This is a genomic window from Nocardia sp. BMG111209 (assembly GCF_000381925.1).
Classification (GTDB): domain Bacteria; phylum Actinomycetota; class Actinomycetes; order Mycobacteriales; family Mycobacteriaceae; genus Nocardia.
In genome coordinates this window covers 1,253,261-1,272,671 of the sequence record NZ_KB907309.1, presented here as the reverse complement: position 1 = coordinate 1,272,671, position 19,411 = coordinate 1,253,261, and the positions used below count along the sequence as shown (strand labels likewise).

The following is a 19,411-nucleotide window of genomic DNA, read 5'->3' as shown; positions in this document are numbered from 1 at the left end:
CTGTCGCTCGCGAACCTATCGCAGGAAACGGGTGATTCGGACGTGAAACGGTATTGCTTCGGTCCGCTCGGCGGTTCGCGAACGGCCGGGACGACGTGGCCGGTTCAGCGCGGGACGGGGCGCAGCACGATCTCGACCGGGTGGGCGTCGCGCGGGGTCCGCACGGCGTGTCCGACCGCCTGCGCCACCGTGTCGGCGGTGAGGAAGTCCTCGGGCCGATAGTCGCGGTGCTCGCCGGCGACGATGGCCTGCTGCATGTCGGTATCGATGCGACCGGGGTGGATCGAGGTCACCCGCAGGTCGAGTTCCTCCTGGCGCAGCGAGTCGCCGAAGGCGCGCAGGGCGAACTTGCTCGCCGCATAGGCGCCCCAGCCCGCGGCGGCACGGATACCGGCACCCGAATTGATCAGCACCACATGACCTTTCGCGGCGCGGAGGGCGGGCAGCAACAACCGGGTCAGTTCGGCGACCGCGATGAGGTTGGCCTCCATGACATTTCGCCACAGTTCCACGGAAGATTCTGCCACCGTGCCCAATTCGGCGATTCCGGCGTTGTGGACCAGGACGTCCAGCCGGTCGATCGCGGCGGCGGCCCGGGCCACCTCGTCGTAGTCGGTGAGGTCCACCGGCCAGGGCTGCGCCTGCGGCAGTTCGGCGAGTATCCCGGTCAGCGCGGCGGGTGTGCGGGCGCCGAGCAGCAGCCGGTGGGTTCCCGACAGTTCGCGGGCGATCGCCGCTCCCAGGCCACGGCTGGCGCCGGTGATCAAGGCGAGCGGTTCGGAGCTGGTCACCATGCGATCACGGTAACCGGAAAGCGACCTCCGGCGATGCACGGATGACCACATCTCGTATCACGAAGCGAGGGCGAGCACAGGTGAGCACTACCGAGAGGCTGCCGGCGCCACGCCGGGCGGAGGGTGTGGAATTCACGCAGCGCGCGTACTTGCGCGTGTCATCGCACAATGGGGGGATGAACGGGCCCGGATTCACGCCGACCCAGCTGGCGGCCCGCGCCGCGTACCTGCTGCGCGGCAACGACCTGGGGACCATGACCACGGCGGCGCCGAAATTGTATCCACACATGTGGAGCTGGGATGCGGCTTTCGTCGCGGTCGGCCTGGCGCCGCTCAGTGTGGAACGCGCGGTGACCGAACTCGACACCCTGTTGTCCGCGCAGTGGCGCAACGGGATGATCCCGCACATCGTCTTCGCCAACGGCGTGGACGGCTACTTCCCCGGACCGGCGCGCTGGGAATGCCGCCGGTTGGCCACCAACGCGCCGGACGGCCCGGACACCTCCGGTATCACCCAGCCGCCGGTGCACGCCATCGCGGTGCAGCGGATTCTCGACCATTCCCGCCGGCACGGGCGCAGTACCCGGGCCGTCGCTGAGGAATTCCTGGACCGGCGCTGGCCGGATCTGATGCGCTGGCATCGCTGGCTGGCCAACGCTCGCGACACGAAGCACAACGGCCGGATCACGCTGTATCACGGGTGGGAGTCCGGGATGGACAACTCGCCGCGCTGGGACCGCGCCTACGAAAACGTCGTACCCGGCGATCTGCTGGCCTACGAGCGCGCCGACATCCAGTTGGTGGATCCCACCGAACGGCCCAGCGATCGCGAGTACGACCGCTACCTGTGGCTGGTCGAGCAGATGCGCCGATGTGGATACGACGATTTCCAACTGGCCTCGACGATGTCCTTCGCTGTGGAGGACGTCTTCGTCACCGCCATCTTCGCGCTGGCCAACGAGGTGCTGGCCGGGATCGGCGAGGACTACCGGATGCCGCACGCCGATGTGCGGGAACTGTACGAATGGGCCGACTACTTCCGGGCCGGGGTGATCGCCACCACCGATCCGCGCACCGGCGCCGCGCGCGATTTCGACGTCCGGCTGGGCCGGTGGATCAGTACCGAGACGCTGGCGATGTTCGCGCCGCTGCTGTGCGGTGGACTGCCGCGCGACGGGGAGCGCAGCCTGCTGCGGCTGTTCGAGGGCCCGCGATTCTGCGGACATCCCGATCTGCGGTACGCGCTGCCGCCGTCCACCTCGCCGGTCTCGAAGGATTTCCGGTCGCGCGAATACTGGCGCGGACCGGTGTGGCCGGTGATGAGCTGGCTGTTCTCCTGGGTGTTCGCCCGCCGCGGCTGGGCCGAGCGCTCGTTCATGCTGCGGGCCGAGGGCCTGCGGCAGGCCAGCGACGGCAGCTTCGCCGAGTACTACGAGCCCTTCACCGGTGAGCCGCTGGGCAGTATGCAGCAGTCCTGGACGGCGGCCTCGGTTCTCGACTGGCTGGGGTGACCGTATCTTGACCGAATCGACAGCAATTTTTTAGTAACACATCACAGTGCCGCTGGTGGTCACCGGTTTGTCTTTCGAATACCCTGTTGATCATGCGTAAGCTTCCCGTGACCAGCCCGAAACTTCGCCGCGCCCTTGTAGCCCTGCTCGCAATCTCGGTCTCCGGCGTATTTTCGGCAACCGGTACGGCGGCAGCCGACCCGACCGGACCGGACGTCTCGTCCTGGCAGCACGTCGACGGCCGGATGATCAACTGGGGTGATGTGCGCTCTGCGGGGCACAACTTCGCCATGTTGAAGGCCACCGAGGGTGTGACCTATCTCAACCCCTATTTCGTCGCCGACAGCGTGCTGATGCGCAACGCCGGAATCGCCCGGGGCACGTACCACTACGCCCATCCGAACCAGTCGCCGGAGCAGCAGGCCGCCCTGTACGCGGCGGTGGTGCTCGGGCAGAACGGCCCGCTGGACCTGCCGCCGGTGCTCGACCTCGAGGAGTCCGACGGGCTGGCCCCCGCCGCCCTGATCGACTGGACGCACCGGTACCTGAACACGGTGCAGGCGCTGACCGGCCGGTTGCCGATCGTCTACACCTATCCGAACTTCTGGAAGTCGGCAATGGCGAACTCCACCGAGTTCACCCGCTACCCGCTGTGGATCGCCGACTATCGCGGCAACGAGCAGCCGGAGGTCCCCGGCGGCTGGCCCGCCTGGACCTTCTGGCAGACCACCGACTCCGGATTCATCCCCGGGATCAGCGGGAAGACCGATATGAACGTCTACAGCGGCGCGCAGGGCACCTTCGCCCGCTTCGCCAATATGTGACACGACATGCGGCCGCCGGCCTCGATTCCGAGGCCGGCGGCCGTGTCCGTATCGGTGGATCAGGTGTTCACCGGCAGGGCCAGCACCACTTCCCGCTCGTTCTCGGCGAGATAGCGGACCTGCACGATCCGGCCGACCTGCACCTGCCCGATATTGCGCTGCGGGACGAACTTCTGCACCGCGGCGGTGAAGGTGCTGCCGTCCGGACGGGTGATCAGCAGGTGCAGGTCCACCTTGGTGCTGTCGTCGCGGGTCTCGCCCGGCACCGACAGCGTCTGCACCACCGCCTGCGCGGCCACCCCGCGTTCGGCCACGTCGAGGGCGGCGCGAGTGGTCAAGCCCTTGCGGATCATCGTCTCGTTCATGGCTCGCTGCACCGCCGAGCGATCGCCGGAGTGGTCGATCTCGACCCGATCGGTGCGGCCCGGCAGATATCGCACCGGCAGGACCACACCCGGTCGCAGCAGCGCCAGTTCGGCCAGCGGCACGACCATCTTCGCGTGGGACCGGAAGTTCTCGCCCCCGGCGCCCTCCACCTGCATCTCGATGCGCAGCTGCGGCTGTTCGTTGACGTAGAGCCCGGTCTGCCGGAACGACTCCACGGTGCCGATGCCCAGCTGCCCGTCCCGGAACCGGGGGCTGTTGCCCCCGGTCACGGCGGTGCTGGTGAGCACGAAGGCCACCGGCACCACCGACAACGCGACGATCGGCAGGGCCATCTGCCAGCCCACCCAGCCGAACACGGCGCCGCCGAAGGCATCCGTGGCCCGGTAGGTGAGGCCGTGCCAGAGGTACCAGCCCACCGCCACGACGAAGAACGTCGCGGCGGCGGCCCGGATCGCGGTCCGCATCGCCGATCACCCGCCCACGATGGTCGAGCAGGAGAAGGTGATGTCGAACTTCGAGGTCTTCGGGCCGGCCGTGGGGTTGGTCATATCCGGCGCGCCGACACCCTCACCGGTGACGTGGAAGGTGTTGCCGCTCTTGGTGGACTGGGCCGAACCGCCGGGCTGGCCCTTGCCGAAGCCGACCGCGTAGGGCAGGCCGCTGGAGCCGCCCTTGCTGCCGGTGATGCCGACCGCCTGCACGGTCCCGGTGCCGGTGACCGTGGCGGCCACCGCGAGGGTGCCGTAGGTGCCGTTCGCATTGTCGGTCAGGGCCAGCGCGAGCACGTCGCCCTGCTTGGCGCAGGTGGTGTCGAACGAGCCGGCCAGCGCGGTGCCGTCGACGCTGACGGTCGACTTGCCGGACAGCGCGGCCGGTCCGGCCGGTCCCGCCGGAGCGGACGAGCCCGGCGCCGGGGTGGCCGGCGCGGCGGCGGGCTTGCTGTCGCCACAGCCGGTGAGGACCAGGGCCAGCGCGGCGGACGCGGCGACGGCGGCGGTGCAGAGACGAATGGTTGCAGTGCTCATCGGAATTCCTCGATGTCGGGAGCGTTGCCGCTCGCTTCGGTACTTCCGGCTCCGTGGTGGAACCGATGTCATGAAGGTAGGAATCGTTCGCGCCCTACCGATCCCAGGTTTTCCCCTGGCCGATCCGGGCACGGGTTGGTTAACCTGGTCGAATGCGACGGCCGCGCGCGATGGTGCTGGACGAGGTTTGGCGCCGGATCGAGGGCGTCGAGCCGCTGTCCGGTCCCCAGGGCGGCCCACTGAGCCGCACCGTCAAGCTGATCCTCGATCCCCTGGTGCTGCGCCCGGTGCAGCATCCGCAGTGCGCGGGCCCGATCCTCACCGCCGAGGGCGCGATCGAGGTGACGGTCCGGCTCACCGCCGCCGCCGAGGTTCTGCGCGCCACCGCCGCCTGGTTCACCGTCTGCAAGCAGGTGCGGCGCGCGCTGCGGATCACCGAGGGCAATCCACAGGATCTGTACTTCCAGCGCTGTTTCGAACTGGCGAGCACCGTCGGCGCACCGGATCCGGTGCGCGGCACGGCGATCGCCGAGTCCGCGGTGCGCGAACTGCACGAGTTCACCGCCGGCCGGACCACCCGGGCGCTGAAGGACCACCTCACCGACCCGGTCCGCGCGCGCGTCCTGTCCGAACTGATCGACCTGGCCTGGCAACGACGGCCCAGCAGCGGCGGCCCGCGCAATTCGCACACCGCGGAAATCGGTGCGCTGCTGGAGATCTGCGCGACCAGCCGGTTGCGCCGCACACCCGCCGACGGCCACGCCATCTTCACCACCCTGCTGAACGCCCGCGCCGGAACGCATTTCGGCATCCGGCTCTGGTCCGCCGAAACCCCGCCCACCGCAAGACATCTCGGCCTGACCGTGCATCCGGCCCCGCGCCGACCGGAACTCGGCACGAGCGCCGCCAAGGCCACCCTGGCCCGCCCCTTCGACCGCACCGTCCACGAGCGGGTGTTCACCGTGTTGCAGGCCGCGGCCGAACGCGCCGACCTGCCCGAGATCCCGGAACTGGTCGACGCCGAGATCGCGCGCAGCTGCGCGCCGTGGGCCCTGCTCGACGAATCGCTGCGGGTCGCCGCGACCGCCGGCGCCGAACTGGCCCTCGGCCTGCGGCCCACCACCACCGGCGCCGAACCGGAAACCGCCGCGCAGCAGGTGATCAACGGCCGCTGGCGACGCGAGGCCTACGTCCTGCAGGCCCGGCGGATGTCCGTCCATCCGGACCCGGCGGCCACCGGCCCGCTGGCCGCCGTGGCCGCCGAACTCCAGGCCCCCTGGCAGCCGTACCTGCGCCGCCTGTGGGTCCGCCTGCACGGCCGGGACGTGCGCGAACTACCGATGACCGCCACCGACGAACTGTGGGACGTCCTCGACGGGGTCGCCCGCTCGGTCGTCCTCGACCACCGAATGCGGGTGAAACAGGCCCTCGGCGCCCTCGCGACCGAACCCGATACGGTCCCGGCCGAATCGAGGGCGAGCTGATGAATCCCGAAATCCCTTTCGACAGCGGTGAAGTCGAGGTGCGCGGCGGCCCCGACGGCACGGTGCTCGTCGCCCCGCCCGCGACCGCCACCCTCGCCGAGGCGGCGACCGGTCCGGACACCCTCGTGCTGACCGCCGCCGGCGCCCAGCTGACCTGGAACCTGTTCTCCGGCAATCGTATTCCGGCCGCGGTACTCGACGATCCGGATCTCGCCCAGCAGTGGATCTGGGCCGTGTACGGCGAGGAGGTCGCGCTGGCGGTCGCCGACTTCGACGGCGCGCCACGGCAGGCAACGGCCCGGCCCGGCCTACCCGCCCTGGCGGCCGCCGCCCGGCGCCTCGGCTACGCGCACTGGGCGGCCCGCTGGTGGCCCGCCTCGGCCATCGATGCCATCGCGGCGCTGGACGATCGGCTGCTCACCGCCGAGATCGCCACGCTGACCGGCGAATGCGAGGCGCTGGTGGACGGCGCCGACGCATTCGGCGAACCGGATCCGGACGACGACTTCGGCACGATCCGCACGCCCGCCGAGGAATTCGGCACCGTACCGTCCTCCGGCCGCGCCGACGACTACGCCCTCGCCGCCGGAGCCGCGGATGCCGCGACGCGCGATGCGACGGTCCTGGCCCGCGGCGTCACCGGCTGGGACTGGTACCGCTGCCCGCCGGGCATCCTCGATGCCTCGGAACGTGCCGTCTCCTGGGAGGTCGTGCGCGCCGACGGCGCCACCAACGTCCGGGTCCGGGCCGTCGCGGCCCCCGGACTGCGCCGCCTCGTACCGGAACACCTGCGGCCCACCGCATTCGCGGCCGCCATCGCACCGACCCCGCTGACCCTCACCGGCGACTACTGGTACGGACTCGCACCACTGCTCGATCCGGGCGCCCCGGTGACGGTGACCGTCCGGGTCCCCGGGATGGGCCCGGCCGAATCCGTTCCGGCGGAGCAACTCCGGCAACGCATCCGAGACTTCGCCACCACCCGGCTGCGTCGCGCGGCCCTCGCCGGCGACGACCCGTACGAGGCCCCGCTGCTCGCCGAGATAGCGGCTACGGAGACGGATTTCTGAGATGTGGACAGCGCTCGGGGCATACTGTGCCGGATCTCGATGGCACGGTGAGCATGCAGGTCCCCGGCAGGGTGACCGCGAATCCGGCCGGGTGGTCGTTCGACCTGCGGCAGGGAGAAGCGCCGATGCCGTCGGGATCGTCTGCGGCACCACCGCTCTGGCGGTCGCCGCGACCACCTACCGCACCAGCACTCCGGGGGTCGTCGGGATCAGCTGCCGCGCTGCCGCGCCGAGGGCCGCCGAGATCAACTGCTGCACTGCCACAGCAAGGGTCGCGGCGACCGCCTACTGCACCACCGCTCCAAGGGTCGCCGCGACCGCCTGCCACACCACGGCTCCGAGAGTTGTCGGGATCGCCTGCGGCACTGGCGCTTCAAAGGTCGCCGGGATAGCCTGCCGCACCATTGCCCCGAGAGTCGCCGGAATCACCTGCGGCACCGGCGCTTCGAGGGCAGGTGGCTCCCGGAACGGTGACGTACCGCTGCGGCCGGTGCGGAAGGTGGGCGGATGAGCGAGGCGGGCACGGACGACTGGGCACCGCTACACGAGGCGGCGGCTGTTTATCAGACCGGTGACGTGGCGCAGGCGCGGCGGATGTTCGAGGCGGCGGTGGATACGGCCGGGGGCCGGGTTCGGTTGGCGGCCATGGTCAATGCGGCCTCCATGTGTGATCTGCTCGGTGAGCACGCCGCGGCGCTGGACTGGTATCGCACCGCACTGCCGGACATCCCCGATGACGCGATCCGGATGCGGGCCACCGCGCTGGTCGACATGTCCCAGGCGTTGCAGCATCTCGGTGATCTCGAGGCGGCGCAGGCCGCGCTCACCGAGGCGCGTGACCTGCTCGGCGACGATCCGGAGTTCGGTGGTCTGCGGGTCGCCTGCCTGTTGTCGATCACCGCGGTGGCGATCCACGGCCGGCGCTGGTCGGACGCATTGGCGAACGCCACCGAATCCCTCGACGCCGCCATGCTTTTCGCCCCGGAACTGCTCGGCCATCCGCTGATGAATCTGGCCGCGGTCTACTTCGAGACCGGCCGGGACACGCTGGCCATCGATTTCGCGCGCCAGGCGCTGGACGCCTTCACCGAGGCCGGTGACCGCAACGGAATCGCCGAGACCCAGCAGAATCTCGCGATGATGCACCTGCGGGCCGGGGAATTCGACGAATCCCGGCCGCTGCTCGACGCGAGCCAGGAGTGGTTCGAGGGGAACGGGCTCGGCCCGCGCGCCGCGATCGGCTGGAAGTTGCGGGGTTTCCTCGCCGACGGCACCGGCGACCCGGTCGCGGCGCGGCAGTGGTATCGGCGCAGTTCGGACCACTTCCGCGCCTCCGGTGCGGTGTTGGAGGCCGCCGAGGTTCAGCTCCGGACGGCCGTGGCGGAGGCCCGATCCGGCCGTCCCGACGCGGCGGAACGCCTACTGTCCGAGGCATTCGACACCTACGCCCGGCACGGCCGCGGCCTCGACTGCGCACACATCGACTTCTGGCGCGCGACCCTGCTCGCCGAACACCCGACCGGCGACGATCCGGCCCGCAACGGCTTGGACCTGGCGGTACCGGCCGCACTCACCATCGATGCCGTCCGCCACACCTTCGCCGACGGCTACCACCGGCAACAGTGGCACACCCGCCTCGCCGAACCCGCCGTACGCCTGGCATTCCGCTTCGCCACCGCCGCCCGCGATGCCCGAGTGATCGCAGACCTGGTCGAAACCTGTTGTGCGGGAGCAATACCGGCCCCCGACCGCCAACCCGCGGAACGAGCCACGACCATCCCGCTCACCATTCCGGAAGCCCCACCCGAATCACCCACGGCCCCTACGATTTCGGCGGCAGCCACCCTGGGCACCGCCCTGTCCGACCTGGCGGCGAGCGCGGGCCTAGCCGTGGGCCCCCCGCCCCTGGTACGAGTCGCCCCGGACGGCCACATCGCCCTCGCCGACCACATCGCCACCGCGGAAGCCCGCTACCACCGCACCATTCGCGACACGCGAACCCTCCCCGCGACCACCGAACCCACCCACCCGCGTCCCACGCTGGACGGGCACGACACCACGCCGCCGAGCACATCGGCCACCACCCCCTTCGAGCCGACAGCCGAATCGGCCACCGGCCCTGCGGTCGCCACCGATTCGGTGCCCACCCGATCGGCCGGTTCAGAGCCCACCCGCTCAGGCAGCACGGTGCTCAGCCGATCCGACGACTCGGCAGCGACCGGGTCCGACGACTCCACAACCATCACGTCCAGTGCCTCGGCAACCACCGGCACCGGCCGACCATCCGGCGACTCGGCAATCACCGGCACCGGCCGCGCAGTGTCACCATCGGAACCTCCAGCGGCGGATCCACAGAACGCAAGGGCCGCAACGGCGATTCGAACCGTGCGCGGTTCGTCCGCGCAATCCGCCCGCTCGGCGACGGTTCCGGGTTCGGCGGATGAGCGAACCGTCGGCGCTGACGGACAGCCCACGGTATTCGTGCGGATGGCCGATGCGGGCGATCTGTATCTGTCCTGGCACTGGGCCGGGGAGGTGGATACGCCTGGGGTGGCGGTGATTCCCGAGGGGCAGGTGGAGGCGGCGGTCGCCCGGTTCGCCGCGGCGCTGCCTCGGCCCGAGATGCCCGGTGGGCTCGAATCCGCCTTCATCAGCGGCGAGTTGGCCACATTCGACGCCGAAAATGAACTGGCCCAGTACCTTTCGCGGGTGTTTCTCCCGTTCCGGTTGGGGGAGCAGTTGCATCGGCTGTGGACGAGCGGGGTGCGGCCGTATGTGCGGTGGCAGCCGTCGCCACGGGTGGCCCGGATTCCGTGGGAGTTGCTCGCACCGGATCCGGAGGTGCGGCTGCTCGATATCGCCGATATCGGCACGCTCGCACCCACGGGATTGGTGCACGCGCCGGGGCGGGTGGCGCGGTCCTGGGCGGCGGATCGCGCGTTGCCGGTCGTGGCCGTACTCGATCCGCGGGTGCCGGGCTTCCGGGCCGACTCCCCGCTGGGTTCGGTGCTGGGCCGGATGGACGGACAGGCCCCGCTGGCGCGCCGCGTCGCGGAATACGGCGACCGGTTGCGGCCGGCGGTCGGCGATCCGGTCGACGCCTTTCGGCGCACCGATATCGATCGCGACTGGCTCGGGCACGCGCTGCGGGCGGGTGCCGCACGGTTGGTCTACGTGGGGCATGTGACGGCGGCGGCGCCGGAATCCGGACGCAGCGAGGAAGCCCGGCTGCATCTGGCGTGCACCGACGCCACCACGGGTTTCGCCCCGGTCGACCGGATCCACCGGCCGCTGTCGGCCAAGGATCTGATCCTGGGCACGCATGCGGCGGCGGCCGATCCGGTCGACGGGTCGCGCATGTGGCCGATTCCCGGCCGGGTTGCGCTGATCGCCTGTGAGAGCGGCGGGGACCTGCGTTTCGGGGAGGCCCTCGGACTGCTCGCGGCGATGATTCACGGCGGCGCCGAGCTGGTCACCGCGAGTCGGTGGACGCTGCCGACGGATCTGGCGTTCCAGCGCTTCGGCGCGGCGGGACCGCAGGCACGGCCGCTGCAGGACGCGGTGTGCGCGATCGATGCGGCGCACGAGCGACCGGACCCGGTCGAGGCGCTGCTGCGCTGGCAGCGCGAGCGACTCGCCGCCTGGCGCGAGACCCGGCAGGTGGTGGATTCACCGCTGTTGTGGGCGGCGTTCGCCACCGTCGACACCCATCGGTGCTCGTCGTAGCGCCCGGTCAGTGCTCGTCGTAGTGCCCGTTGTGCACAGCGTGCCGATGGCCGTCGTGCAGGTAGTCCACATGGTCGCCGTGCTGAATAGCCGCGTGTCCACAACCCTCGCCGTGTACGTGATCGTGTGCGGCGGTGTGCTCGACGTGGCCGGTCGGCTCGCATTCGTCGAAATGCCCCTCGTGCTCCCGGTGCAGATGACCGTCGTGGACGTAGTCCACATGATCACCATGGTGGAACGACTCGTGTCCACAACCGGGACCGTGAATATGGTCGTGATCGGGGTGAACCGCATGTGCAGTAGTCATCGAACCTCTCCTTTTCCAGCGGATTTTCCAGCGGTACGGACAGGTGGAGCCGATAGAACACATTAGTACTCACGCATGTGACGACCCGGTCCCGGGGTGCGAACGCGATCGCCGCGCGGCCCGGGGACCGCGCGGCGATTACCGATCGAAACGTATTCCGATCAGTTGACCAAACCCCAGTGCAGGACCCGGGAGGTGAACAGGACCAGGCCCAGCGACACCGTCGCGACCACGGCCAAGCCGACCACGGCGACGACCAACGGCCGCCAGCCGGTGCGACCCAACTCCCGGAAGTTGGTGTTCAGGCCGACCCCGGCAAAGGTTAGCAGGAAGGCCCAGCGGGACACGTTGGCCAGGTTGGTGATCTGCTTCGCGCTGATCCAGTGCACCGTCGCCAGCGCCGACACCGCCAGGAAGCCGAGGACGAACTTCGGGAACTTCTCCCATACGAACAACGCCTTCGCCCGCACCCCCGGCGCGATGGCATCGGCCTCGCCACGCGCGGACCAGTACAGGCCGAAGCCGAGGACCACGAATCCGATGAGCGCGTTGCGCGTCGACTTCACCAGCACCGCAACCTTGCCCGCCGCATCGGAATACGCGTATCCGGTCGCGGTGGTCTCGGCCGTGTTGTCCACGGCCAGGCCCGCCCACAGACCGAATTCGTGGTTGGTCAAACCGATTCCGTGCCCGATCACCGGAAACAGGAACAGCGACACCGCCCCCAGCGTCAGAATCGCCGCGATCGCGTAACCGACATCCTCGTTGCGGGCACGAATCGCCCCGCGCGAGGCCACAATTGCCGAGACGCCGCAGATGGAGGTGCCGATCGCCAGCAGCGAACCGAGCTTGCCGGACAACCCCAGCAGCCGCGACGCCGCCAGGATGATCGCACCGGCGATGGTCATATCGATCAGGATGATCACGAAACTGGTCCCGCCCAGCTTCGCCACATCACCGAGCACGAACCGGGAACCGAGCGCGACGATCCCGGCCTTCAGCCAGAATTCGTAGGTACCGATACCGGGCTTGAAAATCCGGTGCACGCCAACGGTATTGGCGATGATCAAGCCGAAGACGATGGCCCACAACACATATTCGATATCCGGGAACTGCCAGTGGTGATGTTTGGCGAAACTGTTCACCCAGATCTCGGTGTACTTGCCCAGCAGGCCGATCGCGATCAGCAGCAGAATTCCCGGCAGATACGCCAGGACCCGACCTACCGCGGACTGTGACGTGTCGCCGGAATCCGCAGCGACAGTGGCTGTTTCGGTTGCCATGACGTCACCACGGAATTCTCGGCAGCACGCCGGCGACGGCGAGTACGACGAAAACACCGGTGACGATGACCGCCCACCAGTCGACACCGATCCGCGCGGCAACGGATTGCCGCCGGGGCCCCGGACTACTCATGACCGACTCCTCACCCGTGATGGTCAGCCGCAATGATGGGGCCGGCCATCACGGTGAGGAACGAATGAAATCACCGTGAGCACATGTCCGAATTGCCCGGACAGCGCGCGGAAGCGGCTCTACGATGCTCAGCGCGCGTTGAACTCGTCCCGCCAGCGCACGGCCTCGATCACCTGGGTCAGGTCGTAATCGGGCCCGCCGGTACCGATGGTGAACAACGTCGCGCCGCCGGCCACGAATTCCGCCGCCTGCTCCGGTCCCGGCCACCCCACCGATCGCTCGATACCCGCCGGATCGGTGCCGGCCGCGGCACAGTGATCCGCGAGAATCTTCGACTTGTGCTCCAGCACATCGAGTTTCGCGAAGGAATGCCAGATGTCGGCATATTCGGCGACCAACCGCAGCGTCTTCTTCTCGCCGCCACCCCCGATCAGAATCGGAATATGCCGCAGCGGAGCCGGATTCAACTTCTTCAGCCGCGCATCGATCCGCCCCAGATGCTCCTTCAACAAGGCCAGACGCGAACCGGCCGTACCGAATTCGTACCCGTACTCGTCGTAGTCCCGCTCGAACCACCCCGCCCCGATCCCCAGGATCAACCGCCCACCGGAGATGTGATCGACGGTCCGCGCCATATCCGCCAGCAGATCGGGATTCCGGTACCCCGTACCGGTGACCAGAGCACCCAACTCCACCCGCTCGGTCTGCTCCGCGATCGCCCCGAGCATGGTCCAGCACTCGAAGTGCGCCCCGTCCGGATCCCCGTACAGCGGATAGAAGTGATCCCAGTTGAACACGACGTCCACACCCGCATCCTCGGCCCGCCGCACCGTATCCCGGATCAAACCGTAATCGGGTGCCTGCTGCGGCTGCATCTGAACGCCGACGCGAACCGGTCGAGTCGCCATATCTGCCTCTCCTCGTTCTCGGGTGGCCTGCGTGCCCGACGTTACCCGCGTCCCGCCCCCCACGCCCGATCCACCACCCCGCGTGCGAGACCCCGGCGTCACCGCAGCTCACAGCGACCGAGCATCACCCCACCCCGGGCCGACGCACCCCGGGCCGCTCCCGGCGTACCGGTTCCGGCACCGGCCGGCCGGTCGACGGCGCCGCGCGCACCGGCCCGATATCCGGCTCCACGAATTGTTCCGACCGCGCCGCCGTGGCACGAGTGACCGCTGTGGCACGAACGTGGGAAACCGCCGTGTTCCGCACACTCCCGCGGTCCCGGTCATCCCCGAGATCCCTGCCGACCGCACGTTCCAGAATCACGATCAGGTTCCGCTCGTCCCGGTCGTTAGACCAGTCACGGTCCTTACTGCGGATCATCTGCCGCTCCACATCCCCGTCGGCAATCCACTCACCGACCAGGTTGCGCACATTCGCCCGCCACTCCCCATCGACCCAGTGCTGCAACAACAACTCCCAGGAGTCCTCGTCGACCACACACGACGCACCCGCAACACCCTCCAGCACGGCCGCATACACATGACCACGCAGGTGCACCGCCACCCGCTGGGGAAACAGCGCCGCAACGGACGCAACGGTTATCCGGCAACGCCCGTGATAAACAGACATGAGTCCTCACTCAACCAGCAGAGACCTGTGCGAGGTTTCCGCACACCTGCGCCTCGCCGGCAGTATCCACAGGGGCTAACGTACTGGTCCTGTCACGGAAGACCCCCTCTACTCGGATCGTCCGGCACGTTCCTGCCGGTGAAGGGATTGATTCAGCATGGCCACGGTCACCTTCGACCAAGCGACCCGGTTGTACCCGGGTTCCACCAAGCCCGCTGTCGATCAGTTGAACCTGGAGATCGCCGATGGCGAATTCCTGGTGCTGGTCGGGCCGTCCGGTTGCGGGAAGTCGACCTCGCTGCGGATGCTCGCCGGACTGGAGGATGTCGACGGTGGGCGGATTCTGATCGGCGACAAGGATGTCACGCACGCCGAGCCCAAGGAACGCGATATCGCGATGGTGTTCCAGAACTACGCGCTGTACCCGCACATGACGGTCTCGGAGAACATGGGTTTCGCGCTGAAGATGGCGAAGGTGCCGAAGGCGGAGAAGGATCAGCGGGTGCTGGAGGCCGCGAAGCTGCTGGATCTGGAGGAGTACCTGGGCCGGAAGCCGAAGGCGCTGTCCGGTGGGCAGCGGCAGCGGGTCGCGATGGGGCGGGCCATCGTCCGGCAGCCGCGGGTGTTCCTGATGGACGAGCCGCTGTCGAACCTGGACGCCAAGCTGCGGGTGCAGACCCGGACCCAGATCGCGCAGTTGCAGCGGCGGCTGGGCACCACGACCGTCTATGTCACCCACGACCAGGTCGAGGCCATGACCATGGGTGATCGGGTCGCGGTGTTGAAGGACGGGTTGTTGCAGCAGTGCGCGAGCCCGCGGGATCTGTACCGGGATCCGGCGAATCTGTTCGTCGCCGGATTCATGGGCTCACCGGCGATGAACCTGTTCACGCTGCCGGTGCGCGACGGCGCGGTCACACTCGGCGGCCGTACGCTGCCGGTGCCGCGCAGCGTCACCGATACCGCCGAGGGGTCGGTCGTGGTCGGTATCCGGCCGGAGCATTTCGAGATCGCGGCCGACGGCATCGCGATCGAGGTGGATGTGGTGGAGGAGCTGGGCTCCGACGCCTATGTCTACGGCCGCACGGTCGGTGAGGGTGGCACCGGCGAGACCATCGTGTCCCGGGTCGATTGGCGCAATCCGCCGGCCAAGGGCGAGCGGCTGTCGCTGGGCACGGATGCCGAGCACACCTACTTCTTCGATCCGGGTAGCGGCCGCCGGCTGGCCTGACCGGTCGCCGCCGCGGGCCGCTCGGTCAGCGGCGGCGCCAGGATCTGTTCAGTCGCACCCGCACATTCTCCAGCGGGACCTCGGTGCCGTCGGCGGCGCGCAGGTCCAGCCGCACCGGCTCGCCGGTGTCGTCATCGACCCGTTCCAGCGGCGGCACCCCGTCCTGCAGGTACTTGTCGCCCCACTGCCACAACGCCAGCACCACCGGCAGCGCGTCGCGGCCGCATTCGGTGAGCACGTACTCGTGCCGGGTGCGCTTACCCTCTTCGCGATAGGGCTGTTTACGCAGCAGTCCGGCCTCGGTCAGCCGGCGCAGCGCGGTCGCGGCGGCGGCGTCGGTGATGCCGACCCGGCCGGCGAACCCGTCGAACCGCGTGGTGCCGTACATCGCCTCACGCAGGATGAGTATCGCCGAGCGCGTGCCGATCACATCCAGCGCCTTCGCGATGGAGCATTCGTCGGGTTGCCAGGAGGCGAGATCGCGTAACGGACCTTCCAGAACTACGGCCATGACGGACATCATAGCTCATCTGACTTGTGGCAACTATCGTCAGGGCCTACTCTGACTTTAGATCGGCCGAGTCAGGTAGCCGGCCGATTGCGACAATCGGAAGGACTGGCCATGAGAGACGCAGTGATCGTCGAAGCCGTGCGCACTCCCGTCGGCAAGGGCAAGGCGACCGGCGCCCTGCACGGAGTACACCCGGTGGACCTGCTCGCGCACAGCCTGCGCGAGGTGGTGGACCGCAGCGGAGTCGACGCGGGTCTCATCGACGACGTGATCGGAGGTGTGGTCACCCAGGTCGGCGAGCAGTCGGTCAACGTGACCAGGCGGGCCGCGCTGGCTGCCGGTTATCCGGAATCGGTCCCCGCGACCACCGTCGACCGGCAGTGCGGCAGCAGCCAGCAGGCCATCCACTTCGCGGCGCAGGGCGTGATCGCCGGCGCCTACGATGTCGTGGTCGCCGCCGGCCTGGAGTCGATGAGCCGAATCCCGATGGGCTCCAGCACCATCGGCGCCACCGACCTCAACGGCGTGGCCTTCGCCGAGCGCTATCCGGAAGAGCTTGTGCCCCAAGGCATCAGCGCCGAACTGATCGCGTCCCGCTGGGGTATCGGCCGGACCGCGATGGACGAGTTCTCCCTCGCCAGCCACGAGAAGGCCGCCGCCGCAACGAAGAACGGCCTGTTCGAGGCGCAACTCGCGCCGCTGGCCGGGCTCACCACCGACGAGGGCATCCGCGTCGGCAGCTCACTGGAAACCCTGGGCGGCCTGCGCCCGGCGTTCTACCACGAGGGGTACGGCGCCCGCTTCCCGGAGATCGGCTGGAACATCACCGCCGCCAACTCCAGCCAGATCAACGACGGTAGCGCCGCGGTCCTGATCACCACCAGCGAGAAGGCGAAGGAACTGGGCCTGCGGCCGCTGGCCCGGTTGCACAGCTTCGCCGTCGCCGGTGACGATCCGCTGCTCATGCTGACCGCGGTCATCCCCGCCACCCGCAAGGTGCTGCAACGGGCCGGGCTGCAACTGTCCGATATCGATCTGTTCGAGGTGAACGAGGCGTTCGCCGCGGTGGTACTGGCCTGGGCCCAGGACACCGGCGCCGACCTGTCGAAGGTCAACGTGCACGGCGGCGCGATCGCGATCGGCCACCCGCTCGGCGCCTCGGGTGCCCGCCTGGCCACCACCCTGATCCACGCCATGGCCGAGCGCGGCGCCCGATTCGGCCTGCAGACCATGTGCGAGGCCGGCGGGCTGGCCAACGCGACCATCTACGAACGGTTGTAAGGAACCTCTCGGGTCCGGGGTCTGCGATGCGGATCTCGGACCCTGTTTTAACATCTATGTAGATCCGTTCTACATAGATGGGAGCAGAATGGCGGTCGGGTTCATCGGGCGTGCCAGAGAACTGGCCCTCCTGGACAAGAGGCTGGATCGTGCGGCGCAGACGGGAGCCGCCGTCGCGGTTCGCGGTCGCCGTCAGGTGGGTAAATCCCGCCTGATCCAGGAATTCTGCGATCGGGCCCATGTTCCTTACTGCTACTTCACCGCAACCAAGGGCGCATCGTCGATCGAATCGGTCGGCTGGTTCCTCGACGAGATCCGTGCATCGACATTGCCGGCCGACCGCGAGCTCGTACCGACCCAGGCGCCGGGCGGCTGGCCGGACGCCTTCCGGATCCTGGCCTCCGCGCTTCCCGATACGCCGTCCATTGTCGTGATCGATGAACTTCCCTGGTTGACGGAACAGGATGATCTGTTCGACGGCGCGTTGCAGACGGCGTGGGATCGTCTGCTCTCCCGTCGGCCCGTGCTGCTCCTCCTGCTCGGCAGCGACATTCACATGATGGAGCGGCTGACAGCGTACGACCGGCCGTTCTACGGTCGCGCGGACAATCTGGTCCTGGGCCCACTCAATCCGGCCGAGGTGGAGGATGCGCTGGCACTGAGCCCGGCCGACGCCATCGACGCACACCTCGTGTCCGGTGGAATTCCCGGCATTCTTCGCAGCTGGCCGCAGGGAACATCCGCGCTGGATTTCCTGCGGCAGGAATGCCTCGATCCGGCGGCTCCGGTCTTCGGCATTCCGGAATCGGCACTGCTCGCCGAGTTTCCGTCACCGGACCAGTCCCGCCGCGTGCTCGAAGCCGTCGGTAGCGGGGAGCGCACGCATGCCAATATCGCCGCCGCGGCAGGCAGCCGGGCCGGTGCGATCCCGTCCGGATCGCTGTCGCCACTGCTGCAACGCCTCGTCACGGAAAAGCGTGTGCTCGCGATCGACGAACCGTTGTCCACCACACCTGGGAAACCCGCCTTGTATCGCGTGGACGACAGCAATCTCCGCTTGTATCTCGCTTTTCTGCGCACCGTCCACGAACTTGTCCGGCGGGGACGCCCCGATGCGGCCTCCACTGTGATCACGCGGCAATGGCATACCTGGCGAGGCCGGGCGGTCGAACCGATGGTCCGGCAAGCACTGGAATCGGCTGCGCTGGCCGGGCGGCTACCGTGGCCGGACGTACAGACTGTCGGCGGCTGGTGGAATCGGCAGTTCAACCCCGAGGTGGATCTGGTGGGTGCCGACCGGGCGCCGGTGGCGAGCCGAATCCACTTCGCGGGCTCGGTGAAATGGCTCGGTACCCCATTCGACAAACATGATCTGCACGAACTCCGGCGTGGGGCGGCACAGGTGCCGGGATTCGACGGCAATGGCCTGGTTATCGTCTCGCTGTCGGCATTGGCCGATGACGTGACATTGGGGAGTGACGAGATCGCGTGGGGGCCCGAGCAGGTGCTCGAAGCCTGGCGGGCGTGACCGATGGAGGCTGTTCAGTGGTGGTGGACGGCGATGCCGTCGAGGATCAGGTCGAGGGTGAATGCGAATCGGTCCTCGGCGGTTCCGGCGGTCAGTTCGGCGGCGTAGCGCTTGGTGTTGGGCAGGGAATCGGGGAGGGCCGCGAAGCGCTGGGGTAGTTCGTCGCGGTCGGGTGCCGAGCGGTCGATGAGGGCGTTCTCCAGGCAGAACGCGTTGATGTAGAGGAACAGTGCGTCGATCGCCCAGGCCGCCGTTCGGGGATCGATGCCGCCGGCCAGCACGATGGCGAGCATGCCCTCGCTGACACGCAGGGTCTCCAGATTGGTCGGGACCACGGCGAGGGCCGCCAGAGAGACGCCCGGATAGCGCTGGTATCGGTCGCGCAGCCGGTTGCAGACCTCGATGAGCTGGGTGCGCCAGATGCGTGGATCCGCTTCGGGGAGTTCGATTTCCGCGCACAGCCGCCCGACCAGAAGATCGTCCAGGTCCTCCTTGTTGACGACGTGCGCGTACAGCGATGCGGGGCCCGTCTCGAGGGCGGCGGCCACCCGTCGCATGGTCAGCGCGGCGTATCCCTCTCGTTCGACGATCCCGAGTGCGGTCTCGACGATGGCATCGACGGTGATGGGCTGCTTGCGCCCGGCGGAGGCGCCGCGCCGGGCCGCGCCGGGGTCCTCGGCGAGGGGTTGCTGGTGCCGCGCGGCACGTCGTCGCTGCGGGGGTGATGCCATGCGGGCA

General features: G+C 68.7%; 18 protein-coding genes. 8 read left to right on the top strand and 10 right to left on the bottom strand.

Annotation, left to right across the window (positions count from 1 at the left end; genetic code table 11):
- Nucleotides 1-104 precede the first annotated feature (104 nt).
- Entirely contained in the window at nt 105-794 is a 690-nt protein-coding gene (locus tag G361_RS0136965; protein WP_019932188.1) for an SDR family oxidoreductase, read from the bottom strand.
- Nucleotides 795-970: 176 nt separating this feature from the next.
- Here G361_RS0136965 and G361_RS0136960 point away from each other — a divergent pair, with 176 nt between their 5' ends.
- Both G361_RS0136960 and G361_RS0136955 read left to right on the top strand, forming a co-directional pair.
- On the top strand, nt 971-2,305 hold the full coding sequence (locus G361_RS0136960; RefSeq protein WP_019932187.1) for an MGH1-like glycoside hydrolase domain-containing protein: 1,335 nt from the start codon (nt 971-973) through the stop codon (nt 2,303-2,305).
- A gap of 92 nt (nt 2,306-2,397) precedes the next feature.
- Complete coding sequence (locus G361_RS0136955; protein ID WP_036496212.1) at nt 2,398-3,129, top strand: glycoside hydrolase family 25 protein; 732 nt, start codon at nt 2,398-2,400, stop codon at nt 3,127-3,129.
- Nucleotides 3,130-3,188: 59 nt separating this feature from the next.
- Here the strand turns inward: G361_RS0136955 and G361_RS0136950 are convergent, their stop codons facing one another.
- Nucleotides 3,189-3,980, bottom strand: coding sequence for a hypothetical protein (locus G361_RS0136950; protein WP_019932185.1), 792 nt, complete (start codon nt 3,978-3,980; stop codon nt 3,189-3,191).
- A 6-nt stretch (nt 3,981-3,986) separates the two neighbouring features.
- The gene (locus G361_RS0136945; RefSeq protein WP_019932184.1) at nt 3,987-4,541 is read right to left on the bottom strand and encodes a lipoprotein LpqH; all 555 of its coding nucleotides are present in this window, start codon (nt 4,539-4,541) and stop codon (nt 3,987-3,989) included.
- 170 nt (nt 4,542-4,711) lie between these two features.
- Between G361_RS0136945 and G361_RS0136940 the strand changes: the two genes are divergently transcribed.
- The 3 genes from G361_RS0136940 to G361_RS51995 all read left to right on the top strand — a co-directional run bounded on the left by G361_RS0136940 (nt 4,712) and on the right by G361_RS51995 (nt 10,821).
- Complete coding sequence (locus tag G361_RS0136940) at nt 4,712-6,025, top strand: hypothetical protein (RefSeq protein ID WP_019932183.1); 1,314 nt, start codon at nt 4,712-4,714, stop codon at nt 6,023-6,025.
- Nucleotides 6,025-7,095, top strand: a complete 1,071-nt coding sequence (locus tag G361_RS0136935; RefSeq protein WP_019932182.1) for a hypothetical protein — start codon at nt 6,025-6,027, stop codon at nt 7,093-7,095. The genes G361_RS0136940 and G361_RS0136935 overlap by 1 nt, the downstream gene beginning before the upstream one ends.
- Nucleotides 7,096-7,602: 507 nt before the next feature.
- Nucleotides 7,603-10,821, top strand: coding sequence for a tetratricopeptide repeat protein (locus G361_RS51995; RefSeq protein WP_019932181.1), 3,219 nt, complete (start codon nt 7,603-7,605; stop codon nt 10,819-10,821).
- Nucleotides 10,822-10,828: 7 nt separating this feature from the next.
- Here the strand turns inward: G361_RS51995 and G361_RS0136915 are convergent, their stop codons facing one another.
- The 5 genes from G361_RS0136915 to G361_RS0136895 form a co-directional block, all read right to left on the bottom strand.
- Nucleotides 10,829-11,128 carry a hypothetical protein gene (locus G361_RS0136915; RefSeq protein ID WP_026343954.1) on the bottom strand — a complete coding sequence of 100 codons (300 nt, stop codon included), beginning with the start codon at nt 11,126-11,128 and terminating at the stop codon, nt 10,829-10,831.
- A 161-nt stretch (nt 11,129-11,289) separates the two neighbouring features.
- Nucleotides 11,290-12,411 carry a YeiH family protein gene (locus tag G361_RS0136910; RefSeq protein WP_019932179.1) on the bottom strand — a complete coding sequence of 374 codons (1,122 nt, stop codon included), beginning with the start codon at nt 12,409-12,411 and terminating at the stop codon, nt 11,290-11,292.
- Between the two features lie 4 nt (nt 12,412-12,415).
- Nucleotides 12,416-12,544 (bottom strand): hypothetical protein, encoded by a 129-nt coding sequence (locus G361_RS51550; protein ID WP_255359893.1) that lies wholly within the window; start codon nt 12,542-12,544, stop codon nt 12,416-12,418.
- 128 nt (nt 12,545-12,672) lie between these two features.
- Nucleotides 12,673-13,452 carry an LLM class F420-dependent oxidoreductase gene (locus tag G361_RS0136900; RefSeq protein ID WP_036496210.1) on the bottom strand — a complete coding sequence of 260 codons (780 nt, stop codon included), beginning with the start codon at nt 13,450-13,452 and terminating at the stop codon, nt 12,673-12,675.
- A gap of 124 nt (nt 13,453-13,576) precedes the next feature.
- Complete coding sequence (locus G361_RS0136895; RefSeq protein WP_155981967.1) at nt 13,577-14,122, bottom strand: hypothetical protein; 546 nt, start codon at nt 14,120-14,122, stop codon at nt 13,577-13,579.
- 157 nt (nt 14,123-14,279) lie between these two features.
- Between G361_RS0136895 and G361_RS0136890 the strand changes: the two genes are divergently transcribed.
- Nucleotides 14,280-15,353 (top strand): ABC transporter ATP-binding protein, encoded by a 1,074-nt coding sequence (locus tag G361_RS0136890; protein WP_019932175.1) that lies wholly within the window; start codon nt 14,280-14,282, stop codon nt 15,351-15,353.
- 25 nt (nt 15,354-15,378) lie between these two features.
- On the opposite strand, the gene G361_RS0136885 is transcribed toward G361_RS0136890, so the two are convergent.
- Nucleotides 15,379-15,876, bottom strand: a complete 498-nt coding sequence (locus tag G361_RS0136885) for a winged helix-turn-helix transcriptional regulator (protein WP_019932174.1) — start codon at nt 15,874-15,876, stop codon at nt 15,379-15,381.
- A gap of 99 nt (nt 15,877-15,975) precedes the next feature.
- Between G361_RS0136885 and G361_RS0136880 the strand changes: the two genes are divergently transcribed.
- Together G361_RS0136880 and G361_RS0136875 are read left to right on the top strand one after the other, a co-directional pair.
- Nucleotides 15,976-17,145, top strand: coding sequence for a thiolase family protein (locus G361_RS0136880; protein WP_026343953.1), 1,170 nt, complete (start codon nt 15,976-15,978; stop codon nt 17,143-17,145).
- Between the two features lie 88 nt (nt 17,146-17,233).
- Entirely contained in the window at nt 17,234-18,673 is a 1,440-nt protein-coding gene (locus tag G361_RS0136875) for an ATP-binding protein (RefSeq protein WP_019932172.1), read from the top strand.
- Nucleotides 18,674-18,687: 14 nt separating this feature from the next.
- Here G361_RS0136875 and G361_RS0136870 read toward each other — a convergent pair whose 3' ends face one another.
- Entirely contained in the window at nt 18,688-19,404 is a 717-nt protein-coding gene (locus tag G361_RS0136870; RefSeq protein WP_019932171.1) for a TetR/AcrR family transcriptional regulator, read from the bottom strand.
- Nucleotides 19,405-19,411: the final 7 nt, after the last annotated feature.